Genomic DNA, 18,763 nt, shown 5'->3' with positions numbered 1-18,763 from the left:
GGGATGTAGAGTGAGTAATTCGTTGTTTCGCTGGCCAGTTCGAGTCTACTTTGAAGACACTGATGCAGGTGGCGTTGTCTACCATGCGCGCTATGTTGCCTTTTATGAAAGGGCAAGAACCGAGGCGTTGCGTGAACGCAACTTTCACCAGCAAGCCTTGCTCAGTGAGCATGTCGCGTTTGCTGTTCGTCGGATGACGGTGGAGTATCTTGCTCCTGCGCGCCTTGACGACATGCTGGAAGTGCAAAGCGAGATTATCTCGCTACGCGGTGCTTCTATGACTTTCGCCCAGCGTATCCTCAATGCTCATGGCACCCTGTTAAGCCATGCTGAAGTTTTGATCGCATGCATCGATCCACATCAAATGAAGCCGGTTGCGCTTCCTAAGTCTATTGTCGCGGAGTTCAAGCAGTGACTGACATGAACGTTTTTGATTTGTTCCTGAAGGCAAGCCTTCTGGTCAAACTAATCATGCTGATTTTAATCTGTTTTTCTATCGCTTCCTGGGCGATCATTATTCAACGTACCCGAATTCTGAACTCGGCGACGCGTGAGGCTGAGGCGTTCGAGGACAAATTTTGGTCGGGCATCGAACTGTCACGCCTCTATCAGGAAAGTCAAACTCGTCGCGATAGCCTGACGGGCACTGAACAAATCTTCCATTCAGGTTTCAAAGAATTTGCACGCTTGCATCGTGCCAACAGCCATGCGCCGGAAGCCGTAGTGGAAGGGGCGTCCCGTGCAATGCGTATTTCAATGAATCGTGAGTTGGAAACGCTGGAAACGCACATTCCCTTTTTGGGAACCGTGGGTTCTATCAGCCCGTATATCGGTCTGTTCGGTACCGTTTGGGGAATTATGCATGCCTTCATCGCGCTGGGCGCAGTGAAGCAGGCAACCTTGCAAATGGTTGCCCCTGGTATTGCCGAAGCCTTGATTGCAACGGCAATCGGCCTGTTTGCGGCGATCCCTGCGGTCATGGCGTATAACCGTCTTAGCCTGCGGGTGGGTAAACTGGAGCAGAACTACGACAACTTTACGGAAGAGTTCATTGCGATCCTGCACCGTCAGGCGTTCTCCAGCGACAACAGCAAGTAATCAGGGGGGATCATGGCACGAGTACGCAGAGGCCGTCGTGAGCTGAAATCCGAGATCAACATTGTCCCGTTACTGGACGTGCTGTTGGTGCTGTTGCTGATTTTTATGGCGACAGCCCCGATTATTACGCAGAGCGTTGAGGTGGATCTGCCGGATGCGACCGACTCAAAAACGGTCTCCAGCAATGACAATCCGCCCGTGATCGTAGAGGTTTCAGGCATAGGGCAATATAGCCTGGTTGTTGAACAAAACCGTATGGAGCAGCTTCCGGCAGAGCAGGTGGTTGCTGAAGCGCAATCACGGCTGGCAACCAATCCCAAGACGGTCTTTTTGATTGGTGGCGCGAAGGATGTTCCTTATGATGAGATCATTAAAGCGTTGAATTTGTTGCATCAGGCTGGCGTAAAATCCGTTGGTTTGATGACACAACCGATTTAAATGAGCTCATCACGGTAATGATCGTTAAGCCTATTTCTGGCAACACTGTTTTTGGGAATCGCTTGTGCTAAAGGCAAACGAACAAAACGATAAGCTGAAACGCGCCGTTATTATCTCGGCTGTTTTGCACATCATACTGATTGCTTTGCTGCTTTGGAGTTCGTCGACGCAAACGATGGATGCCAGCGGAGGCGGCGGAGGCTCGTCAATTGATGCTGTCATGGTCGATCCGAGCGCAGTGGTGGAGCAGTATAACCGGCAACAGCAGCAGCAGACGGATGCAAAACGTTCTGAACAGCAGCGTCAAAAGCAAGCTGAACGGCAGGCCGAAGAGCTTCAACAGAAGCAAGCTGCTGAACAGCAGCGGCTGAAAGAACTGGAAAAAGAGCGTCTGCAAGCGCAGGAAGAGGCGAAAAAGCAGGCTCAGGAGCAGGCTGAACAGCGTAAGCAGTCTGAAGCGGCCGCTCAGCAGGCAAAAGAACAGCAGAAGCAAGCCGAAGCTGCAGCGGCAAAAGCGAAGGCTGAAGCTGAACAACAGGCGAAAGCGGCGGCAGACGCTAAGAAGAAAGCGGAAGACGAAGCGAAGAAACAAGCTGCTGCGGCCGCTGCTGCCAAAAAGCAGGCGGAAGAAGAGGCTAAAGAAAAAGCGGCTGAAGCCGCCAAGCAGAAGGCTGCAGAAACCGCTAAAGCAGAAGCAGCAAAAGCAGCCGCAGAGGCTGAACAAGCTAAACAAAAAGCAGCAGCCGAGGCCGCTAAGCAAAAAGCCGATGCTGAAGCAGCGAAGAAAGCAGAAGCTGCAGCTGCAGCTGCGGCTAAGAAAGCTGCTGATGAGAAAAAGAAAGCGGCAGCAGAGGCCGCTAAGCAGGAAAGCGCCGTTGATGATTTGCTGGGCGGGCTGGCTTCATCGAAAAATGCGCCGAAGTCTGGCGGTGGTGCACCTGCGGGCACCGGTAACAATAAGAAGAGCGGTGCATCAGGTGCAGCGCTTGATAGCTATGGTAGTCAGGTGCGTTCAGCCATTCAGAGCAAGTTTTATGACTGGCAGCTCTACAAAGGTCGCACCTGTACGTTACGGATTAAGCTGGCGCCAGATGGTCTGCTGATTGACGTCACTGCTGAAGGCGGCGATCCGGCGTTATGTCAGGCGGCTATTGCGGCTGCCAAACAGGCCAGAATACCGAAGCCACCAAGTCCAGAGGTTTATGAGGCTTTCAAAAATGCGCCGATAGACTTTAAACCGCAGTAACCGGGCTGTTTACCCAATAGATTTAAGATTATTACGATGGTAAATAAACCAGGTTATGTTGTTTTGTTGACATTGGTTTGTTTTTGTTAAAATTCTGCTAATTTATCGTAGACTTCGCGTCTGGATAAGGGAGATGAGATGAAGCAAGTACTGAAAGTTGCATTAAGCTTTTTAATGCTGTGGACTGCGGTTGTTCACGCGGAAGTACGTATAGAGATTACCCAAGGGGTAGACTCTGCACGTCCTATCGGTGTGGTTCCGTTCAAATGGGCGGGCCCGGGCGCTGCGCCTGAAGACGTCGGCGGCATCGTCGGTGCTGACTTACGTAACAGTGGCAAATTCAACCCGATCGACGCAAACCGTATGCCTCAGCAACCTGCAACAGCATCCGAAGTGACGCCTGCTGCATGGACGGCGTTGGGCATCGATGCGGTTGTTGTTGGTCAGGTTCAACCGAGTGCTGATGGCAGCTATCTGGTTTCTTACCAGCTCGTTGATACCTCCGGTAACCCAGGTAACGTATTGGCGCAGAACCAGTTCAAAGTGACCAAGCAATGGTTGCGTTATGCTGCGCACACGGCCAGTGATGAAGTGTTTGAAAAACTGAGTGGTATCAAAGGTGCGTTCCGTACCCGTATCGCTTACGTTGTTCAGACCAACGGTGGTCAGTTCCCTTATGAACTGCGCGTTGCAGACTACGATGGCTACAACCAGTTTGTGGTTCACCGCTCACCACAGCCGCTGATGTCCCCGGCCTGGTCCGCAGATGGCAGCAAACTTGCCTATGTAACGTTTGAAAGTGGTCGTTCTGCGTTGGTTATTCAGACGCTGGCAAATGGTGCAATCCGTCAGGTTGCTTCCTTCCCGCGTCACAACGGTGCGCCTTCTTTCTCTCCTGATGGCAGCAAGTTGGCCTTCGCACTGTCTAAGAGCGGTAGCCTGAATCTGTATGTGATGAATCTGGGATCGGGGCAAATCAGCCAGGTGACCGATGGTCGCAGCAATAACACGGAACCAACCTGGTTCCCAGACAGCCAGACCTTGGCCTATACTTCAGACCAGGCTGGTCGTCCGCAGGTTTATAAAGTGAATGCTAACGGCGGCGCGCCACAGCGTCTGACCTGGGAAGGTTCTCAGAATCAGGACGCCGATGTGAGCGCCGACGGGAAATTTTTGGTAACGGTGAGCTCGAATGGTGGAGCTCAGCATATTTCCAAACTGGATCTGGTAACGGGTGCCGTACAAGTATTGACGGACACGTTCCTGGACGAAACGCCAAGTATCGCACCGAATGGCACGATGGTGATCTACAGTTCCAAACAAGGGCTGGGTTCAGTGCTACAGTTGGTTTCGACAGATGGGCGTTTCAAAGCGCGTCTTCCGGCTACTGATGGACAGGTTAAATTCCCTGCCTGGTCGCCGTATCTATAAGTACAGATATGTACAATAAACTCGTCAAAGGACATAAGAAATGCAATTCAATAAAGTGCTGAAAGGCCTGATGTTGGCTCTGCCGGTACTGGCAGTGGCCGCTTGTAGCTCCAACAAGAACGCGGACAATGACCAATCTTCCATGGGTGCTGGTAACAACGGCATGATGGACGGCGGTAACATGTCTTCTTCTGAGCAAGCTCGTTTGCAGATGCAAGAATTACAGCGCAACAACATCGTTTACTTCGGTCTGGACAAGTACGATGTGAGCTCTGAATTCGCTCAGATGCTGGACGCACACGCTGCATTCCTGCGTAGCAACCCGTCTTACAAAGTGACTATCGAAGGTCACGCGGACGAACGCGGTACGCCAGAATACAACATCGCTCTGGGTGAGCGTCGTGCCAACGCGGTACAAATGTACCTGCAAGGTAAAGGCGTTTCTTCCGATCAGATCTCTATCGTTTCTTACGGTAAAGAGAAACCAGCTGTTCTCGGTCATGACGAAGCGGCTTATGCCAAAAACCGTCGTGCCGTTCTGGTATATTAAGAGAATCGCATGAGCAGTAACTTCAGACGTCACCTGTTGGGTCTGTCGTTACTGGTTGGCGTAGCGGTCCCTTGGGCCGCTACTGCCCAAGCGCCAATCAGTAATGTCGGCTCAGGCTCGGTCGAAGACCGCGTCACTCAATTGGAGCGTATTTCTAACGCTCACAGTCAGCTTTTAACCCAACTTCAACAGCAGCTCTCTGATAATCAGCGTGACATTGACAGCCTCCGTGGGCAGATTCAGGAAAGTCAGTATCAGTTGAATCAGGTTGTTGAACGGCAGAAACAGATCTATCAGCAGATTGATGGATTAAGTTCGCAATCACCTTCTACACCGACGACAGATGGCACGCCTGCCGCTGCGGCGGGGACTGATACCGGTGCTGCCAATACGGCGGCACCGGCCAGTACGGGTGATGCAAATACTGATTACAATGCTGCAGTCGCGCTCGTACTGGAGAAAAAACAGTACGATCAGGCTATCAGCGCATTTCAGGCATTCGTCAAGAAGTACCCCGATTCAACGTATCAACCTAATGCTAACTATTGGCTTGGTCAGTTGAATTACAACAAGGGGAAAAAGGACGATGCGGCGTACTATTTCGCCAACGTTGTTAAAAATTATCCCAAGTCACCAAAAAGTTCTGAAGCCTTGCTGAAGGTTGGGGTGATCATGCAGGAAAAGGGTCAGGCTGATAAAGCTAAGGCCGTTTACCAGCAGGTTGTAAAAATGTACCCCAATACGGAAAGTGCAAAGCAGGCGCAAAAGCGTTTAGCCGGATCGTAATACCGTATTAATTGGCACAAAAATTGCGCATCATGAGCGGTTTTTGTGCCTAAACGTCTTAAGAGTAAGCAATCAAACAGTTTTTTAAGAAAATAGGTTGCGCTGAAAATTTAAATCAGTAATATGTGCCGCCGTTGCCAAGGCAAATAGCAAAACGCTAAAGCAGCATGAAATTGGGTCGTTAGCTCAGTCGGTAGAGCAGTTGACTTTTAATCAATTGGTCGCAGGTTCGAATCCTGCACGACCCACCAATTTCAAGCAGCATCGGTAAGCATTAAGTAGTTCCGCACTGCGGGTCGTTAGCTCAGTCGGTAGAGCAGTTGACTTTTAATCAATTGGTCGCAGGTTCGAATCCTGCACGACCCACCATCTTCTAGCAATACAATTCCAAACTAAACAACCTTCGCTTTTCTAATTACCTGCATAATAAACACAGTGACTTTCAATTAATTGGTCGCACGTTCTAGCCGATCGAAGCGAGACAGCACGCGTTAACGTTGACCATGAAGGTCGAGCTATCCTGAGCGGCTCGCCATTTCAGCAGTAGCATTCCTTCCTCGCATTAATCCACGTTGAGACAACAACGATCGTGTACACCGTATCGATGAGATAAAACCCATCATCATTCCCTACTCGGTAAAGCTTTGCGGTATATTAGGTTTTTACCCCTCTCTATGGACTATATAACCCGTCAGGAACTGTTTTTTAATCCTATCGAGCAGGGATGGAGTCATTGCCACAGGGAAGCGCGTGTAGCCCTGTTTAGGAAGATATATGATTGGTCCGTTGATTAATGGTGCCGCTATCTTGATTGGTAGCGGGCTGGGTATTGCTTTACGTCGTTTTATCCCTCAGCGTTTGCAAGATGGGCTGCCGCCAGCGTTTGCGATGGTGTCGATTGCAATGGGGATCACGCTGGTTGTTAAAGTCCAGCAGTTGCCTGCGGTGGCGTTGGCTATCGTGATTGGTGTGGCGTTAGGCGAGTTGCTCCGCATGGAGTCCGGCGTGCAGTGGGCTGGCACGATGATTCAGAAAGGATTAAACCGCGTACTGCCTGCACAGGAGCACCGCTTGCCGCAGGATGTCTACACTCAGAACTTTACCGCGTTGATCGTCCTGTTTTGTGCCAGTGGGACCGGTGTGGTGGGGGCGTTGACCGAAGGGCTAACCGGCGATTATCAACTGCTGATCATCAAATCTGCTTTGGATATTTTCACCGCGCTGATTTTCTCCATTACGCTGGGCCTTGCCGTGATGTCGATTGCGATACCACAGATTATTGTCCAGACGCTGCTGTTCTTCTCCGCCAAATTGATTATGCCCTTTATGACAGACATCACGATGGGTGACTTTTCTGCCTGTGGCGGCATTATCATGATTGCAGTAGGGCTGAGGATCGCGCAGATCAAATCATTTGCGGTGGTTAACTTCCTGCCTGCTTTGGTATTGGTTATTCCTATCTCTCTATACTGGCATCGCTTCTTCGCCTAAAGCGCAGCATCTGATTAGCGGCTGACGATCGAAGGCATGTCGCCGCTAAAGATTTGTGTCACTTCCTGATCGGTAAGCTGCACGCTTTTGCTACAGACATAAATATGCTTTCCTTGCGGGCTGATGCTCTTGGCTAGCTCGATGTAGCTGGCAAACTCGACCTGGCTGTGCCCGCCTTCATTCATCTCCATGGCATGGATGATGACCTTGTGCGGGGCGAACAGATCGATTAATCGTTTGGACGCCACTTTACGTGTGAGTCGAGCCAATAACTTCATCGCCGGAATCATCTGTCCGAGTAGTAAGCGGGTGGTGGTAAAAGGCGTTTCTGATTGCTCTGTCACCTCTTGTTTTGTGTCCACGTTTCTGATGGTCAGGGTATTGCGATGGATTCTGATATAGAGGCTGGCCATGCCATTTCTCTCCTTGTCTCTTTTCTACTTTCTACAAGTCATGCCACTTACGCATTTCATCTCACGATTTTAAGCATAGTAAACAAAATTGCGGGTTTTATAGAAAAAACACCGCGACTTTAGGGCGGGTTTTCGGTATTTTGTTTAGGATAAAAAACGTCAGTGCTGATGATTAATGAGTATCTGGTGTTACAACCCGAGTTGTCATCGTGGAAATTTATAATGAGTATCCTTTTTGATAGCAATGAGACCATTTATCCCTTTCCGCCGAAGCCCAGACCTTTATCGGCTGATGCAAAACAGCACTATCGTAGCAGGATAAAAACGCTGCTGCGGGAAAGAAATGCTGTCATGGTCGCGCACTATTATACCGATCCTGAAATTCAGGCGCTGGCGGAAGAAACGGGCGGCTGTGTAGCGGACTCGCTGGAAATGGCGCGCTTCGGCAGCACTCACTCGGCATCAACGCTGCTGGTGGCGGGTGTCCGCTTTATGGGAGAGACCGCCAAGATACTCAGCCCGGAAAAGACGATTCTGATGCCCACGCTGGAAGCAGAATGCTCGCTCGATCTCGGTTGTCCCGTCGATGAGTTCAGCCGTTTTTGCGATGCGCACCCAGACCGAACGGTGGTGGTGTATGCCAATACCTCCGCGGCAGTGAAAGCACGTGCTGATTGGGTGGTGACATCCAGCATCGCGGTGGAATTGATCGAGCATCTGGATAGCCTGGGAGAAAAGATTATCTGGGCTCCGGACCGCCATCTGGGAAGCTATGTACAAAAGCAGACAGGGGCGGATGTACTGTGCTGGCAGGGTGCGTGCATTGTGCACGACGAATTTAAAACGCAGGCGCTGCAGCGCATGAAGATTCTGTACCCCGACGCGGCAATTTTGGTCCATCCGGAATCGCCACAGAGCGTGGTAGAGATGGCTGACGCCGTTGGGTCAACCAGCCAGCTGATTCAGGCGGCGAAAACGCTGCCGCAGCGCGAACTGATTGTGGCGACCGATCGCGGCATTTTCTACAAGATGCAGCAGGCCTGTCCGGAGAAAACGTTGTTGGAAGCGCCGACAGCGGGAGAAGGGGCCACCTGCCGCAGCTGCGCCCACTGTCCGTGGATGGCGATGAATGGGTTGGAGGCAATTGCTAACGGTCTGGAGCAAGGCGGTGACGCTCATGAGATTCATGTTGATGCAGCCCTGCGAGAAGGCGCGTTAATCCCGCTGAATCGCATGCTGGATTTTGCGGCTTCGCTAAAATTGCGTGTTAAAGGGAATGCCTGACGGAGATCTTGGGCATCTTGATAGAGATTTTTTTACAATAATTGAGACAGGGTGATGAGATGGATTTTTTTAGTACCAGCAATATTTTAATTCATATCCCTTTGGGGGAAGGGGGATACGATCTTTCCTGGATTGAGGCGATTGGCACACTGTTTGGCCTGCTGTGTATCTGGTTCGCGAGTCAGGAAAAAACTATCAACTATCTGTTTGGATTGATTAACGTCACGTTGTTTGCTGTGATCTTTTTCCAGATTCAGCTTTACGCCAGCCTGTTGCTGCAAATCTTCTTCTTTGCCGCCAATATTTACGGTTGGTATGCCTGGACGCGTAAGACGGATTCGCAGGAAGTGGAGTTACGCATCCGCTGGCTGCCAGTGCAGAAACTGATTGGCTGGTCGGTGGCGTGTATTGTCGCGATTGGTTTGATGACGTTCTACATTGACGCGGTGTTTGCTGTGCTGACGCGTATTGCTGTTTCCGGTATGCAGGGGTTAGGGCTGTCTGTGCAGATGCCGACTCTCAAGCCAGATGCGTTCCCATTCTGGGATTCCACCATGATGGTGCTGTCGATTGTGGCGATGATTCTAATGACGCGTAAATACGTCGAAAACTGGCTGCTGTGGGTGGTGATTGATGTGATAAGCGTGGTGATTTTTGCTTATCAGGGCGTGTATGCGATGGCGGTAGAGTACGCGATCCTGACGCTGATTGCCCTGAACGGCTCTTGGCTGTGGATTAAGAGCGCACAGGAGAATCGCGTCAGCGCGGTTTCACACGGCGTGTAGTCCAAACTTAATGCTTGTGGTGGTGACCTTCTGCATCATGGCTTTCATGATAATGACTTTCCTGATAGTGGAAAGCGCAGTGGTCATCATCACAGCGTTGATATTCCATCTGAACCGTCGCGTGTTCAATCTGGTAATGCTTCAGTAAATATTCCTGAATTCGTCTTAACAACGCATCGTGATCGTGAGGGGGAACCACCTGCGCATGCAGCGTCATCATCGGTTTTTCGCCAACCTGCCATAAGTGAACGTGATGGATGTTTCTGACTTCGGGAATATTCAGCGTCAGATCTTTCTGTAGAACCTCAACGCTAAGTTGTCCGGGCGTACCTTCCAGCAACTCATGAATACTCTCTTTCAATAACGCCCACGCACTACGCAGCACCAGACACGACACCAAAATAGAGAGAATCGGGTCGATAGGCGTCCAGTTGGTATAAAGAATGATAATGGCTGCGGCAATCGCACCAACGGATCCGAGCAGATCGCCCAGCACATGCAGGGCTGCCGCGCGGACGTTAATATTTTTCTCTTCACTGCCGTGGTGTAACAGCCAAAATGCCACGATATTTGCCACCAAACCGGCAACGGCGACAAGCAGCATAGGCACACCGGCAACGGGCTGGGGATCATAGAAGCGCTGAATGGCTTCCCAGAAGATGAAGGCGGTAATCAGTATCAGCGTCAGCGCGTTCACAAAGGCGGCGAGGGTCGTGAGTCGCAAATAGCCAAAGGTATGGCGTGCATTGGGCTTACGCTGTGCGAAACGTACGGCGACAAGCGCGACGAACAGCGCGGCGGCGTCCGTCAACATATGGCCTGCATCTGCCAGTAAGGCGAGGGAGCCGGACAGCAGACCACCAATGACTTCTGCCACCATAAACGTGGCGGTAATGATAAACGCGGCCAGCAGACGTTTACTGTTGCCGGATTCCGTGTGGCTGTGATTATGCGCCATAGATCACCTTGAGTTGCGGTTTTATCCCACTTTACTGAAACCCACAGAGAAAACCTATTCTGTCATTCACCCGATCTGTCAGTTGAGCTATTTTCTGATGAAAATAGGACGGATGCGGCATCTGAGAGCATTTGATCGCGTAAATCCCGCTGATTTCAGCGCCCTGACAACACCAGCTTGACATATAATAATCAATCTTCAATATGAAACATCCCGTTTCTCAGGCTACCCGTATAGGCGGGATGGCGCGTATTGGATGGGGCTAACATACCGTTTCGGAACCGATGGATTTATTTATGAATTACCAAAATGATGATTTAAGAATTAAAGAGATTAATGAACTTTTGCCGCCGGTTGCTTTGCTAGAAAAGTTTCCAGCCACGGAGAAGGCAGCGGAAACGGTATCGTTCGCGCGTACTGCCATCCATAAAATTCTTAACGGCAATGACGACCGCCTGCTGGTGGTCATTGGTCCTTGCTCGATCCACGATACGAAAGCAGCAAAAGAGTATGCCGCGCGTTTGCTGACGCTGCGTAACGAGCTGAGCGACGATCTGGAAGTAGTGATGCGGGTTTATTTTGAAAAACCTCGTACTACGATTGGCTGGAAAGGGCTGATCAACGATCCGCACATGGATAACAGCTTCCAGATCAATGACGGCTTGCGCATTGCACGCCAGCTGCTGCTGGAAATTAACGACATCGGTTTACCGGCTGCGGGTGAGTTTCTGGATATGATCACCCCGCAATACATGGCGGACTTGATGAGCTGGGGCGCTATCGGCGCACGTACGACGGAATCTCAGGTACACCGTGAACTGGCATCCGGCCTGTCATGCCCTGTCGGCTTTAAAAACGGCACCGATGGTACGATCAAGGTCGCGATTGATGCGATCAACGCCGCCAGCGCGCCACACTGCTTCCTGTCTGTGACCAAATGGGGCCATTCGGCTATCGTGAACACCAGCGGTAATAACGATTGCCACATCATTTTGCGCGGCGGTAAAACGCCGAACTACAGCGCTGAGCATGTGAAAGACGTGAAGATCGGTCTGGAAAAAGCGGGCCTGACACCGCAGGTCATGATCGATTTCAGCCATGCGAACAGCAGCAAGCAGTTCAAAAAGCAGATGGATGTCTGTACCGACGTCTGTGGGCAGATCGCGCAGGGCGAGAAAGCGATTATGGGCGTGATGGTGGAAAGCCATCTGGTCGAAGGCAACCAGAATCTGGAAAGCGGTGAACCGTTGGTTTATGGTCGCAGTGTGACCGATGCCTGCATTGGCTGGGAAGACACGGAATCTCTGCTGCGCCAGTTAGCGTCTGCTGTTCGCGAACGCCGTAACAAGTAATATCGAATAGCGTGCTAGCTGGCACGCTATAAAAAACGTAGGGAACGTTTTTCAACGTCGCTGGCGATAGTTTGTTAGGAAACACGTTGAATTACGCGGCATAAAAAAACCCGGCACAGGCCGGGTTTTTCTCATTCAGGGGGGAAATTACTTCGCTTTACCCTGATTCGCTACTGCGGCAGCTTTTGCAGCGATTTCGTCTGCGTTGCCCAGGTAGTAACGTTTGATCGGCTTGAAGTTCTCGTCGAACTCATAAACCAATGGCACGCCAGTTGGGATATTCAGTTCCAGAATTTCGTCTTCGCCCAGGTTGTCCAGATATTTCACCAGTGCACGCAGTGAGTTACCGTGAGCCGCAACGATCACACGCTCACCGCTTTTGACGCGTGGCAGGATAGTTTCGTTCCAGTAAGGCACAACACGGTCGATGGTCAGCGCCAGGCTTTCAGTCAGTGGCAGCTCTTTGTCGCTCAGAGAAGCGTAACGCGGATCGTGGCCCGGGAAACGTTCGTCATCACGCGTCAACTCTGGAGGCGTAATTGCAAAACCACGACGCCATTGTTTAACCTGCTCGTCACCGTATTTCTCAGCGGTTTCGGCTTTGTTCAGGCCCTGCAACGCACCGTAGTGACGCTCATTCAGTTTCCAGCATTTCTCAACTGGCAACCAGGCTTGATCCAGCTCGTCCAGTATATTCCACAGTGTGTGAATGGCACGTTTCAGCACGGAGGTATAAGCGAAATCAAAGGCAAAACCTTCGTCTTTCAGCAGCTGACCTGCGGCTTTGGCTTCTGAACGGCCTTTGTCGGATAGATCGACATCGTACCAGCCTGTGAAGCGGTTTTCGTTGTTCCACTGGCTCTCACCGTGTCTTACCAGTACCAGCTTAGTTACAGCCATAGCTAAACTCCTTCCTATCCTAAGATTTCTGTGATAACTGATTTCATTATAGGGGTGGAGAACGGTTATCGGCAATCGATAGTCGATGGCAAGCGTGATTTATCCGCAGGTTATTTGCGTAAAATCACGCTCTGGCTTTACCGTTTCAGCAAACCGGAATCCCCCTTGTGCAATAACAGATAGACCGCAGGGATCACCAGCATCGACAGCAGAGGAGCGCTCACCATCCCGCCGATCATCGGCGCGGCAATCCGCTGCATGATTTCGGATCCGCTACCGCCGCCCCACATGATGGGAAGCAGCCCTGCCATAATCGTTGCGACGGTCATCATTTTTGGCCGTACGCGCAGAACCGCCCCTTCGTGGATGGCATCCATCAACTGCTGGCGTGACAGCGCCTGACCTGCCACGCGGTGTTTCTCTACCGCATGATTGAGGTACAGCAGCATGATGACGCCGAATTCCGCTGACACGCCCGCCAGTGCAATAAAACCCACGGCGCCGGCTACAGAAAGATTATAGCCAAGGATATAGAGCAGCCAAACGCCGCCAATCAGCGCGAAAGGTAAGGTTGCCATGATCAGCAATGCATCTTTGATGCGGTTGAAGGTGACATACAGCAGCACAAAAATGATAAGCAGCGTAAATGGCACGACGACTTTCATTTTCTCCGTAGCGCGTTCCAGATATTCAAACTGACCGGACCAGCTCAGTGAAACGCCTTCCGGCAGCGTGACCTGCTGGGCAACGGCCTGCTGCATGTCTTCAACGGCGGATTTCAGATCGCGGCCGCGGAGATCGACGTAAATCCAGTCCGACAGACGGCTGTTTTCACTTTTCAGCATCGGTGGCCCTTCGCTGACGCGAATATCAGCCAGCTCTGCCAGCATCACTCTGCTGCCATTTGCCGTCACGATGGGCAGATCACGCAATTTTTGCAGCGAATCGCGTAATTCACGCGGGTAGCGGATATTGATGGGATAACGCTGGCGACCTTCAATTGTTTCGCCGATATTTTGCCCGCCGATGAGTGTAGAAACCACCGACTGAAGTTCCTCGACGGACACACCGTAGCGCGCAGCGCGTTGCCGGTCGATATCAATATCGATATAGCGCCCGCCCGCCAGCCGTTCCGCCAGTGCAGACGTCACGCCCGGAACCTGCTTCACCACCTGCTCGATTTGCGCGGCGGTGCGTTCGATGTCTGCCAGATTATTGCCGTTAACCTTAATACCCACTGGGCTTTTGATGCCTGTGGCCAGCATGTCCAGCCGATTGCGAATCGGTGGCACCCACACATTGGCGATACCCGGCAGGCTGACGGTACGATCCAACTCGGCCACCAGCTTGTCCATGGTCATTCCTTCTCGCCACTGGTTGCGCGGTTTCAGCCGAATCGTACTTTCCAGCATGGTGAGCGGAGCGGGGTCGGTGGCCGTTTCGGCACGGCCTGCTTTGCCGAAAACCGATTCGACTTCGGGCACGGTTTTAATCAGCCGGTCCGTTTGTTGCAGCAGACGACCCGCTTCTCGCACGGAGATGCCGGGCAGGGTGGAAGGCATATACAGTAGATCGCCTTCATCCAGCGGCGGCATAAATTCACTTCCCAGACGGCTAAGTGGAAAGAGCGTCAACAGCAACAGCAGGCCGGAGACCAGCAGCGTGGCCTTCGGATAGCTCAGCACCTTTTGCAGCACCGGGTGATAGGCTGCAATCAGCCAGCGGTTAATCGGGTTCGCCTGTTCGTCCGGTATCTTGCCGCGAACGAAATATCCCATTAATACCGGCACCAGCGTAATCCCTAATCCGGCGGCGACGGCCATGGCATAGGTTTTGGTGAAGGCCAGCGGTGAAAACATGCGGCCTTCCTGCGCCTCCAGTGAGAACACGGGCACAAACGACAGCGTAATGATTAGCAGGCTGCAAAACAGCGCAGGCCCGACCTCTACCGCAGCCCGCTCCGCTAACTGCCACCACTCATTATTCTGCGGCTGTTTCCCAGGATTCTCATGCCGCCACTGTTCAATGACTTTATGCATGTTTTCTATCATCACAATCGCGGCATCCACCATCGCGCCGATAGCAATCGCAATACCGCCCAGCGACATGATGTTGGCGTTCACACCCTGATAGCGCATGATGATAAACGCACCCAGAATCCCCAGCGGCAGACTGATGATCGCCACCAGCGCCGAGCGGAAGTGAAACAGAAACAGGGCGCAGATAATCGCTACGACGACAAACTCTTCCAGCAGCTTGAAGCTGAGCGTATCGATGGCATGTTCAATCAACTGCGAACGATCGTAGGTTGGGACGATCTCTACCCCCGCGGGCAGGCTTTTCTGTATTTCTTGTAACCGCGCTTTGACGGCATGCAGCGTATTCAGCGCATTTTTGCCATAGCGCAGGACGATGATGCCGCCGGCTACTTCACCTTCGCCATTCAGTTCGGCGATGCCGCGCCGCATCTCCGGCCCTTCTCTGAGCGTAGCCACATCCTGCAACAGCACGGGAATGCCGTTGCGGGTAGTAATCACCACGTGGTTAAAATCCTGCATACTTTTCAGGTAACCAGTGGTGCGCACCATGTACTCTGCTTCGCCTAATTCCAGCACGGAACCGCCGTTTTCCTGATTGGCAGCCTGTACGGCACTGACGATCTGCTGGTGGGTGATGCCCTGTGTCCGCATGCGTTCCGGGTCGACGACGATCTGATACTGTTTGACCATGCCGCCCACGCTGGCGACTTCCGCCACATCAGGCACCGTTTTCAACTCATATTTCAGCAGCCAATCCTGAAAGCCACGCAGGTCGGCCAGACTGTATTTGCCGCTGCGATCCACCAGCGCATATTCGTAAATCCAGCCGACACCAGTGGCATCCGGGCCGAGTGAAGTCTTGGCGTCGGCTGGCAGGCTGGATTGAACCTGGCTGAGATATTCCAGCACGCGAGAACGCGCCCAGTAAGGATCGGTGCCATCTTCAAACAGTACATAAACGTAGGCATCGCCGAACATGGAGAAGCCCCGTACCGTCTTGGCCCCCGGAACGGAAAGCATGGTTGTGGTCAGCGGGTAGGTCACCTGATTTTCCACCACCTGTGGTGCTTTTCCCGGATAGCTGACGCGAATGATGACCTGTACGTCCGATAAATCGGGCAGAGCATCCAGCGGCGTTTTTTGTAGCGACAGCAGGCCCCACGCCGCTATGAACAGCGCTGCTAGTAAAACCAGAAGACGGTTTTTGAGCGACCAGCGAATGATGTAGGCAATCATGGATGGCCTCCATGGCTGGCATGCGGATCGTCAATGGTAGAAAAATTCAGGACGTGAATCCCGCTGTCGTCCATGTTGAACTGGAAACGCACGGTACTGCCGATTCCCATTCCCTGAGGTAGCCCTGACGGTGGCAGCGTGAAATCCATCGTCATCGGCGACCAGTTGAGTGCCGGGACCGCTTCGTGTTCGATGGTGGCCTGATTGCCGTTTATCGCCCTGATGACTCCCTGAGTGTGATAGCCAACGGGCGCAGCCGATGTTTCTGGGACTGCCGATGTTTCCGCATCAAACTGCGGTAGGGCGCTGCGCAGGCTGGCTTCGGAATCAATCAGGAACTGACCGGAAGTGACCACGTTGTCACCTGCCTTCAGTCCATTGAGGATTTCGACCCAGTCGCCCAGCGACGCGCCCACCGTGACGTTACGTGGGGTAAAATGACCAGTGCCATCACTCAGTAAGACCCGGTTTTGGCTACCGCTGACCAATAGCGCTTCCTGCGGGATCGCCAGACGCGGCTGTGCCTGCGGCTGAGAGAGCTGCACGGTCAGGTACATACCGGGTTTAAGCTGCTGTTGTGGGTTATACAGTACCACGCGCGCTTTTAGCGTGCGTGTGGTGCTATCTAATACGGGCAGCAGTTCGCTGATCTTGCCGTGGAACGTTTTACCCGGCCAGGCGCTGCTGGCGGCGCTGATGTCGCTGCCGAGAGTGAGCTGCGCGGCTTGCGACTCGGGATAATCGACATCCACCCACACCGGGTTCAGACTGGCAAGCTCAAAGAGAGGCTGCGCTGGGCTTAACTGCATACCTTGCCGTACCTCCAGCTTATTCACGTAGCCGTCTTCCGGTGCGGTAATCGCGATCCTATCCTGCGGCTTACCGCTACGCTCGACCTGCCGAATAATCGCTTCTGGCATGAAGAGCAGTGTCAGCCGCTGGCGAGCCGATTGAGTCAGCATGTCGTCACCCAACTGCCGTACCGCCAGATATTCGCGCTGCGCCGCTGCCCAGGTCGGGTTCCACAATGTCGCCAGCGTTTCGCCTTTCTTCACCTGCTGTTGTAGCGCACTGACCGTGAGTTTCTCGACAATGCCGCCGCTGGGTGCCACCAGCGTGTGTAATCCGCGTTCGTTGAGTGTGACGGTGCCGTAACCTGTGCTACTACTGGAAAGTTCACGCATTTCCGCGCGCGCCGTGCGAACCCCAAGATTTTGCTGCTGGCGGGCGCTGACCGTAATACCGCCATCACTCTGCGCTTCATCGGCGTAGCGGGGCTCCAGTTCCATATCCATAAAGGGGGATTTCCCCGGTTTGTCGAAGCGTTTATCCGGCACCATCGGATCGTACCAATAGAGGACGGTACGTGCTAACGCTGCGGCTGAAGAAGACTGTGGCGTTGGCTGTTTACCCACCAGATAGCCCACGCCACCCGCGCTGAGGATAGCCAGCGTCATGAGGCTAAACCTCAGTGATTTGTTCGTGATTGTTTTGCTCATCGCGTAGGGCTTCCTTGTGGCGTCAGATAGCGGATAGCGGCCCAATATTGGGCCATCTCCCGTGCGGTATCCTGAACGGCGATCCGGCTTTCGAGCAGCGCCCGGCGGGCATCCAATACGGCAGAAAGGTTACTGCTGCCGGATTGGTACTGAGCCTGAATCAGTTTGATGCGCTGCTGTTGCAGCGGAAGAACATCGTTGCTCTGCCGCAGCCAGCGTGACTGTGCGGCTTGATATTGGGCTATCAGCGTATCGAGCTGCGCCTGATGTTCTCGTTCGGTGAGCAAGACTCTGTCGCGCGCTTCCATGCTGCGTGATACGTCTGCGGCGTAGTCCTTATCCTGGCGTTTGGATGTGAACAGCGGCAGATCGACCGTTACCATCATGCCCGCCATGTCGTCGTAATCATCTCCGCGCTTCGCGTAATAGACTTCAACATCGACATTGGGGATGGCGGCAACGGCTGACTGTGCGGAGCGTGCCTGAGCCAGTTCGGCTTCACGCTGCGCCTGTTGCATTTCTGGATGCTGATGAATGGCGTTACCCAGCACTTCGGGTGAGGCAGGTAGCCGTTCAAAGCGAGGCAGTTCGCCGTGCACGTTGATATCCGTCACGCCGGTAAGCTGCACCAGTCGGGCGTGTGCGATGCGGGTATCACGCTCGGCATCGGCCAGTCTGTCCTGCATGGCTGCCAGCGTCAGGCGGGCATCCAGAACACTACTGGCTTCACTGCCTGCTGCCACACTCGCTTTTTGTGAGGCGATCTGCCGCTGGCTTTCATTAACCAGCGCGGTGACGTCGACCAACGCCTTTTGGGAGAGCGCCAGATCCAGCCATGCCTGTGCCGTTTCCCGTTGCATGCGAGCACGAATACTTTCGCTATTACTTTGCAGTGCTTCGGCTTCGACCCGAATAGCCTGCGCTTTGCTATCGCGCTTACGGCTGCTGACATAAGTTTGCATGACGCCGATACGTTGCATCGTCATCCCTTCGCGCGTGAGTCGACTACCGTTGTTGCCGCCCAATGGCAAATTTTCGACGCCAAATTTCAACTTTGGATCGGGAAGCTGTGTAGCGGAGTCGGCCATGTTCTGTAACGCATTAATCTGGTGTTGATTGGCCGACAGATCGGCGGAGTAACGCTCCGCCGCCTGTAAAGCCTGTTCAAGACTCAGATCTGCCGCAAAGACGGCGGCAGGCAGCCACAGCAACATCGCCAGACACGCGCGCGCAGCAGCGTGTTTGGATAAGTTCATG

Annotated in this window: 17 protein-coding genes and 2 tRNA genes; 13 read left to right on the top strand and 6 right to left on the bottom strand. The window is 52.8% G+C overall.

Annotation, left to right across the window (positions count from 1 at the left end; all coding sequences use genetic code 11):
* Nucleotides 1-10: 10 nt before the first annotated feature.
* From ybgC to MYB54_RS15135, 10 genes are all read left to right on the top strand, one after another.
* On the top strand, nt 11-415 hold the full coding sequence (ybgC, locus tag MYB54_RS15180; RefSeq protein WP_039498844.1) for a tol-pal system-associated acyl-CoA thioesterase: 405 nt from the start codon (nt 11-13) through the stop codon (nt 413-415).
* On the top strand, nt 412-1,098 hold the full coding sequence (gene tolQ, locus MYB54_RS15175; protein WP_039275589.1) for a Tol-Pal system protein TolQ: 687 nt from the start codon (nt 412-414) through the stop codon (nt 1,096-1,098). The genes ybgC and tolQ overlap by 4 nt, the downstream gene beginning before the upstream one ends.
* Before the next feature lie 12 nt (nt 1,099-1,110).
* Nucleotides 1,111-1,536 (top strand): colicin uptake protein TolR, encoded by a 426-nt coding sequence (tolR, locus tag MYB54_RS15170; protein WP_005973933.1) that lies wholly within the window; start codon nt 1,111-1,113, stop codon nt 1,534-1,536.
* Between the two features lie 64 nt (nt 1,537-1,600).
* Complete coding sequence (tolA, locus tag MYB54_RS15165) at nt 1,601-2,782, top strand: cell envelope integrity protein TolA (RefSeq protein ID WP_014914679.1); 1,182 nt, start codon at nt 1,601-1,603, stop codon at nt 2,780-2,782.
* A gap of 138 nt (nt 2,783-2,920) precedes the next feature.
* On the top strand, nt 2,921-4,213 hold the full coding sequence (gene tolB, locus MYB54_RS15160; protein ID WP_014914680.1) for a Tol-Pal system beta propeller repeat protein TolB: 1,293 nt from the start codon (nt 2,921-2,923) through the stop codon (nt 4,211-4,213).
* Between the two features lie 40 nt (nt 4,214-4,253).
* Nucleotides 4,254-4,763 (top strand): peptidoglycan-associated lipoprotein Pal, encoded by a 510-nt coding sequence (gene pal / locus MYB54_RS15155; protein ID WP_010299226.1) that lies wholly within the window; start codon nt 4,254-4,256, stop codon nt 4,761-4,763.
* A gap of 9 nt (nt 4,764-4,772) precedes the next feature.
* Nucleotides 4,773-5,549 carry a cell division protein CpoB gene (gene cpoB / locus MYB54_RS15150; RefSeq protein WP_010285310.1) on the top strand — a complete coding sequence of 259 codons (777 nt, stop codon included), beginning with the start codon at nt 4,773-4,775 and terminating at the stop codon, nt 5,547-5,549.
* A gap of 175 nt (nt 5,550-5,724) precedes the next feature.
* Nucleotides 5,725-5,800: transfer RNA gene (locus MYB54_RS15145), tRNA-Lys, on the top strand.
* Nucleotides 5,801-5,842: 42 nt separating this feature from the next.
* A tRNA-Lys gene (locus MYB54_RS15140) sits at nt 5,843-5,918 on the top strand.
* A gap of 405 nt (nt 5,919-6,323) precedes the next feature.
* Complete coding sequence (locus MYB54_RS15135; protein WP_014914681.1) at nt 6,324-7,040, top strand: DUF554 domain-containing protein; 717 nt, start codon at nt 6,324-6,326, stop codon at nt 7,038-7,040.
* Nucleotides 7,041-7,054: 14 nt separating this feature from the next.
* Here MYB54_RS15135 and MYB54_RS15130 read toward each other — a convergent pair whose 3' ends face one another.
* Entirely contained in the window at nt 7,055-7,453 is a 399-nt protein-coding gene (locus tag MYB54_RS15130) for a YjaA family stress response protein (protein ID WP_248721008.1), read from the bottom strand.
* A 222-nt stretch (nt 7,454-7,675) separates the two neighbouring features.
* Here MYB54_RS15130 and nadA point away from each other — a divergent pair, with 222 nt between their 5' ends.
* Both nadA and pnuC read left to right on the top strand, forming a co-directional pair.
* Nucleotides 7,676-8,737 carry a quinolinate synthase NadA gene (gene nadA, locus MYB54_RS15125; protein WP_248721007.1) on the top strand — a complete coding sequence of 354 codons (1,062 nt, stop codon included), beginning with the start codon at nt 7,676-7,678 and terminating at the stop codon, nt 8,735-8,737.
* A 59-nt stretch (nt 8,738-8,796) separates the two neighbouring features.
* Nucleotides 8,797-9,522: a nicotinamide riboside transporter PnuC gene (pnuC, locus tag MYB54_RS15120; RefSeq protein WP_014914684.1), complete on the top strand. Its 726-nt coding sequence runs from the start codon at nt 8,797-8,799 to the stop codon at nt 9,520-9,522.
* A 7-nt stretch (nt 9,523-9,529) separates the two neighbouring features.
* Here pnuC and zitB read toward each other — a convergent pair whose 3' ends face one another.
* Nucleotides 9,530-10,480: a CDF family zinc transporter ZitB gene (gene zitB / locus MYB54_RS15115; protein ID WP_014914685.1), complete on the bottom strand. Its 951-nt coding sequence runs from the start codon at nt 10,478-10,480 to the stop codon at nt 9,530-9,532.
* Nucleotides 10,481-10,776: 296 nt separating this feature from the next.
* Between zitB and aroG the strand changes: the two genes are divergently transcribed.
* Nucleotides 10,777-11,832: a 3-deoxy-7-phosphoheptulonate synthase AroG gene (aroG, locus tag MYB54_RS15110; RefSeq protein WP_039275579.1), complete on the top strand. Its 1,056-nt coding sequence runs from the start codon at nt 10,777-10,779 to the stop codon at nt 11,830-11,832.
* A 147-nt stretch (nt 11,833-11,979) separates the two neighbouring features.
* Here aroG and gpmA read toward each other — a convergent pair whose 3' ends face one another.
* From gpmA to MYB54_RS15090, 4 genes are all read right to left on the bottom strand, one after another.
* Nucleotides 11,980-12,732: a 2,3-diphosphoglycerate-dependent phosphoglycerate mutase gene (gpmA, locus tag MYB54_RS15105; protein ID WP_010285317.1), complete on the bottom strand. Its 753-nt coding sequence runs from the start codon at nt 12,730-12,732 to the stop codon at nt 11,980-11,982.
* Between the two features lie 137 nt (nt 12,733-12,869).
* Entirely contained in the window at nt 12,870-16,007 is a 3,138-nt protein-coding gene (locus MYB54_RS15100) for an efflux RND transporter permease subunit (protein ID WP_248721006.1), read from the bottom strand.
* Nucleotides 16,004-17,506, bottom strand: a complete 1,503-nt coding sequence (locus MYB54_RS15095) for an efflux RND transporter periplasmic adaptor subunit (protein ID WP_248721005.1) — start codon at nt 17,504-17,506, stop codon at nt 16,004-16,006. The genes MYB54_RS15100 and MYB54_RS15095 overlap by 4 nt, the downstream gene beginning before the upstream one ends.
* Nucleotides 17,503-18,762 (bottom strand): TolC family protein, encoded by a 1,260-nt coding sequence (locus tag MYB54_RS15090; protein WP_248721004.1) that lies wholly within the window; start codon nt 18,760-18,762, stop codon nt 17,503-17,505. Before MYB54_RS15090 ends, MYB54_RS15095 begins: the two co-directional genes overlap by 4 nt.
* Between the last annotated feature and the right edge of the window lies 1 nt (nt 18,763).

Origin of the sequence: Pectobacterium nicotianae, assembly GCF_023272715.1 — a bacterium.
Lineage (GTDB): Bacteria > Pseudomonadota > Gammaproteobacteria > Enterobacterales > Enterobacteriaceae > Pectobacterium > Pectobacterium brasiliense.
Note: the sequence above shows the minus strand (reverse complement) of the source record. Positions and strands in the feature narration are given on the sequence as shown.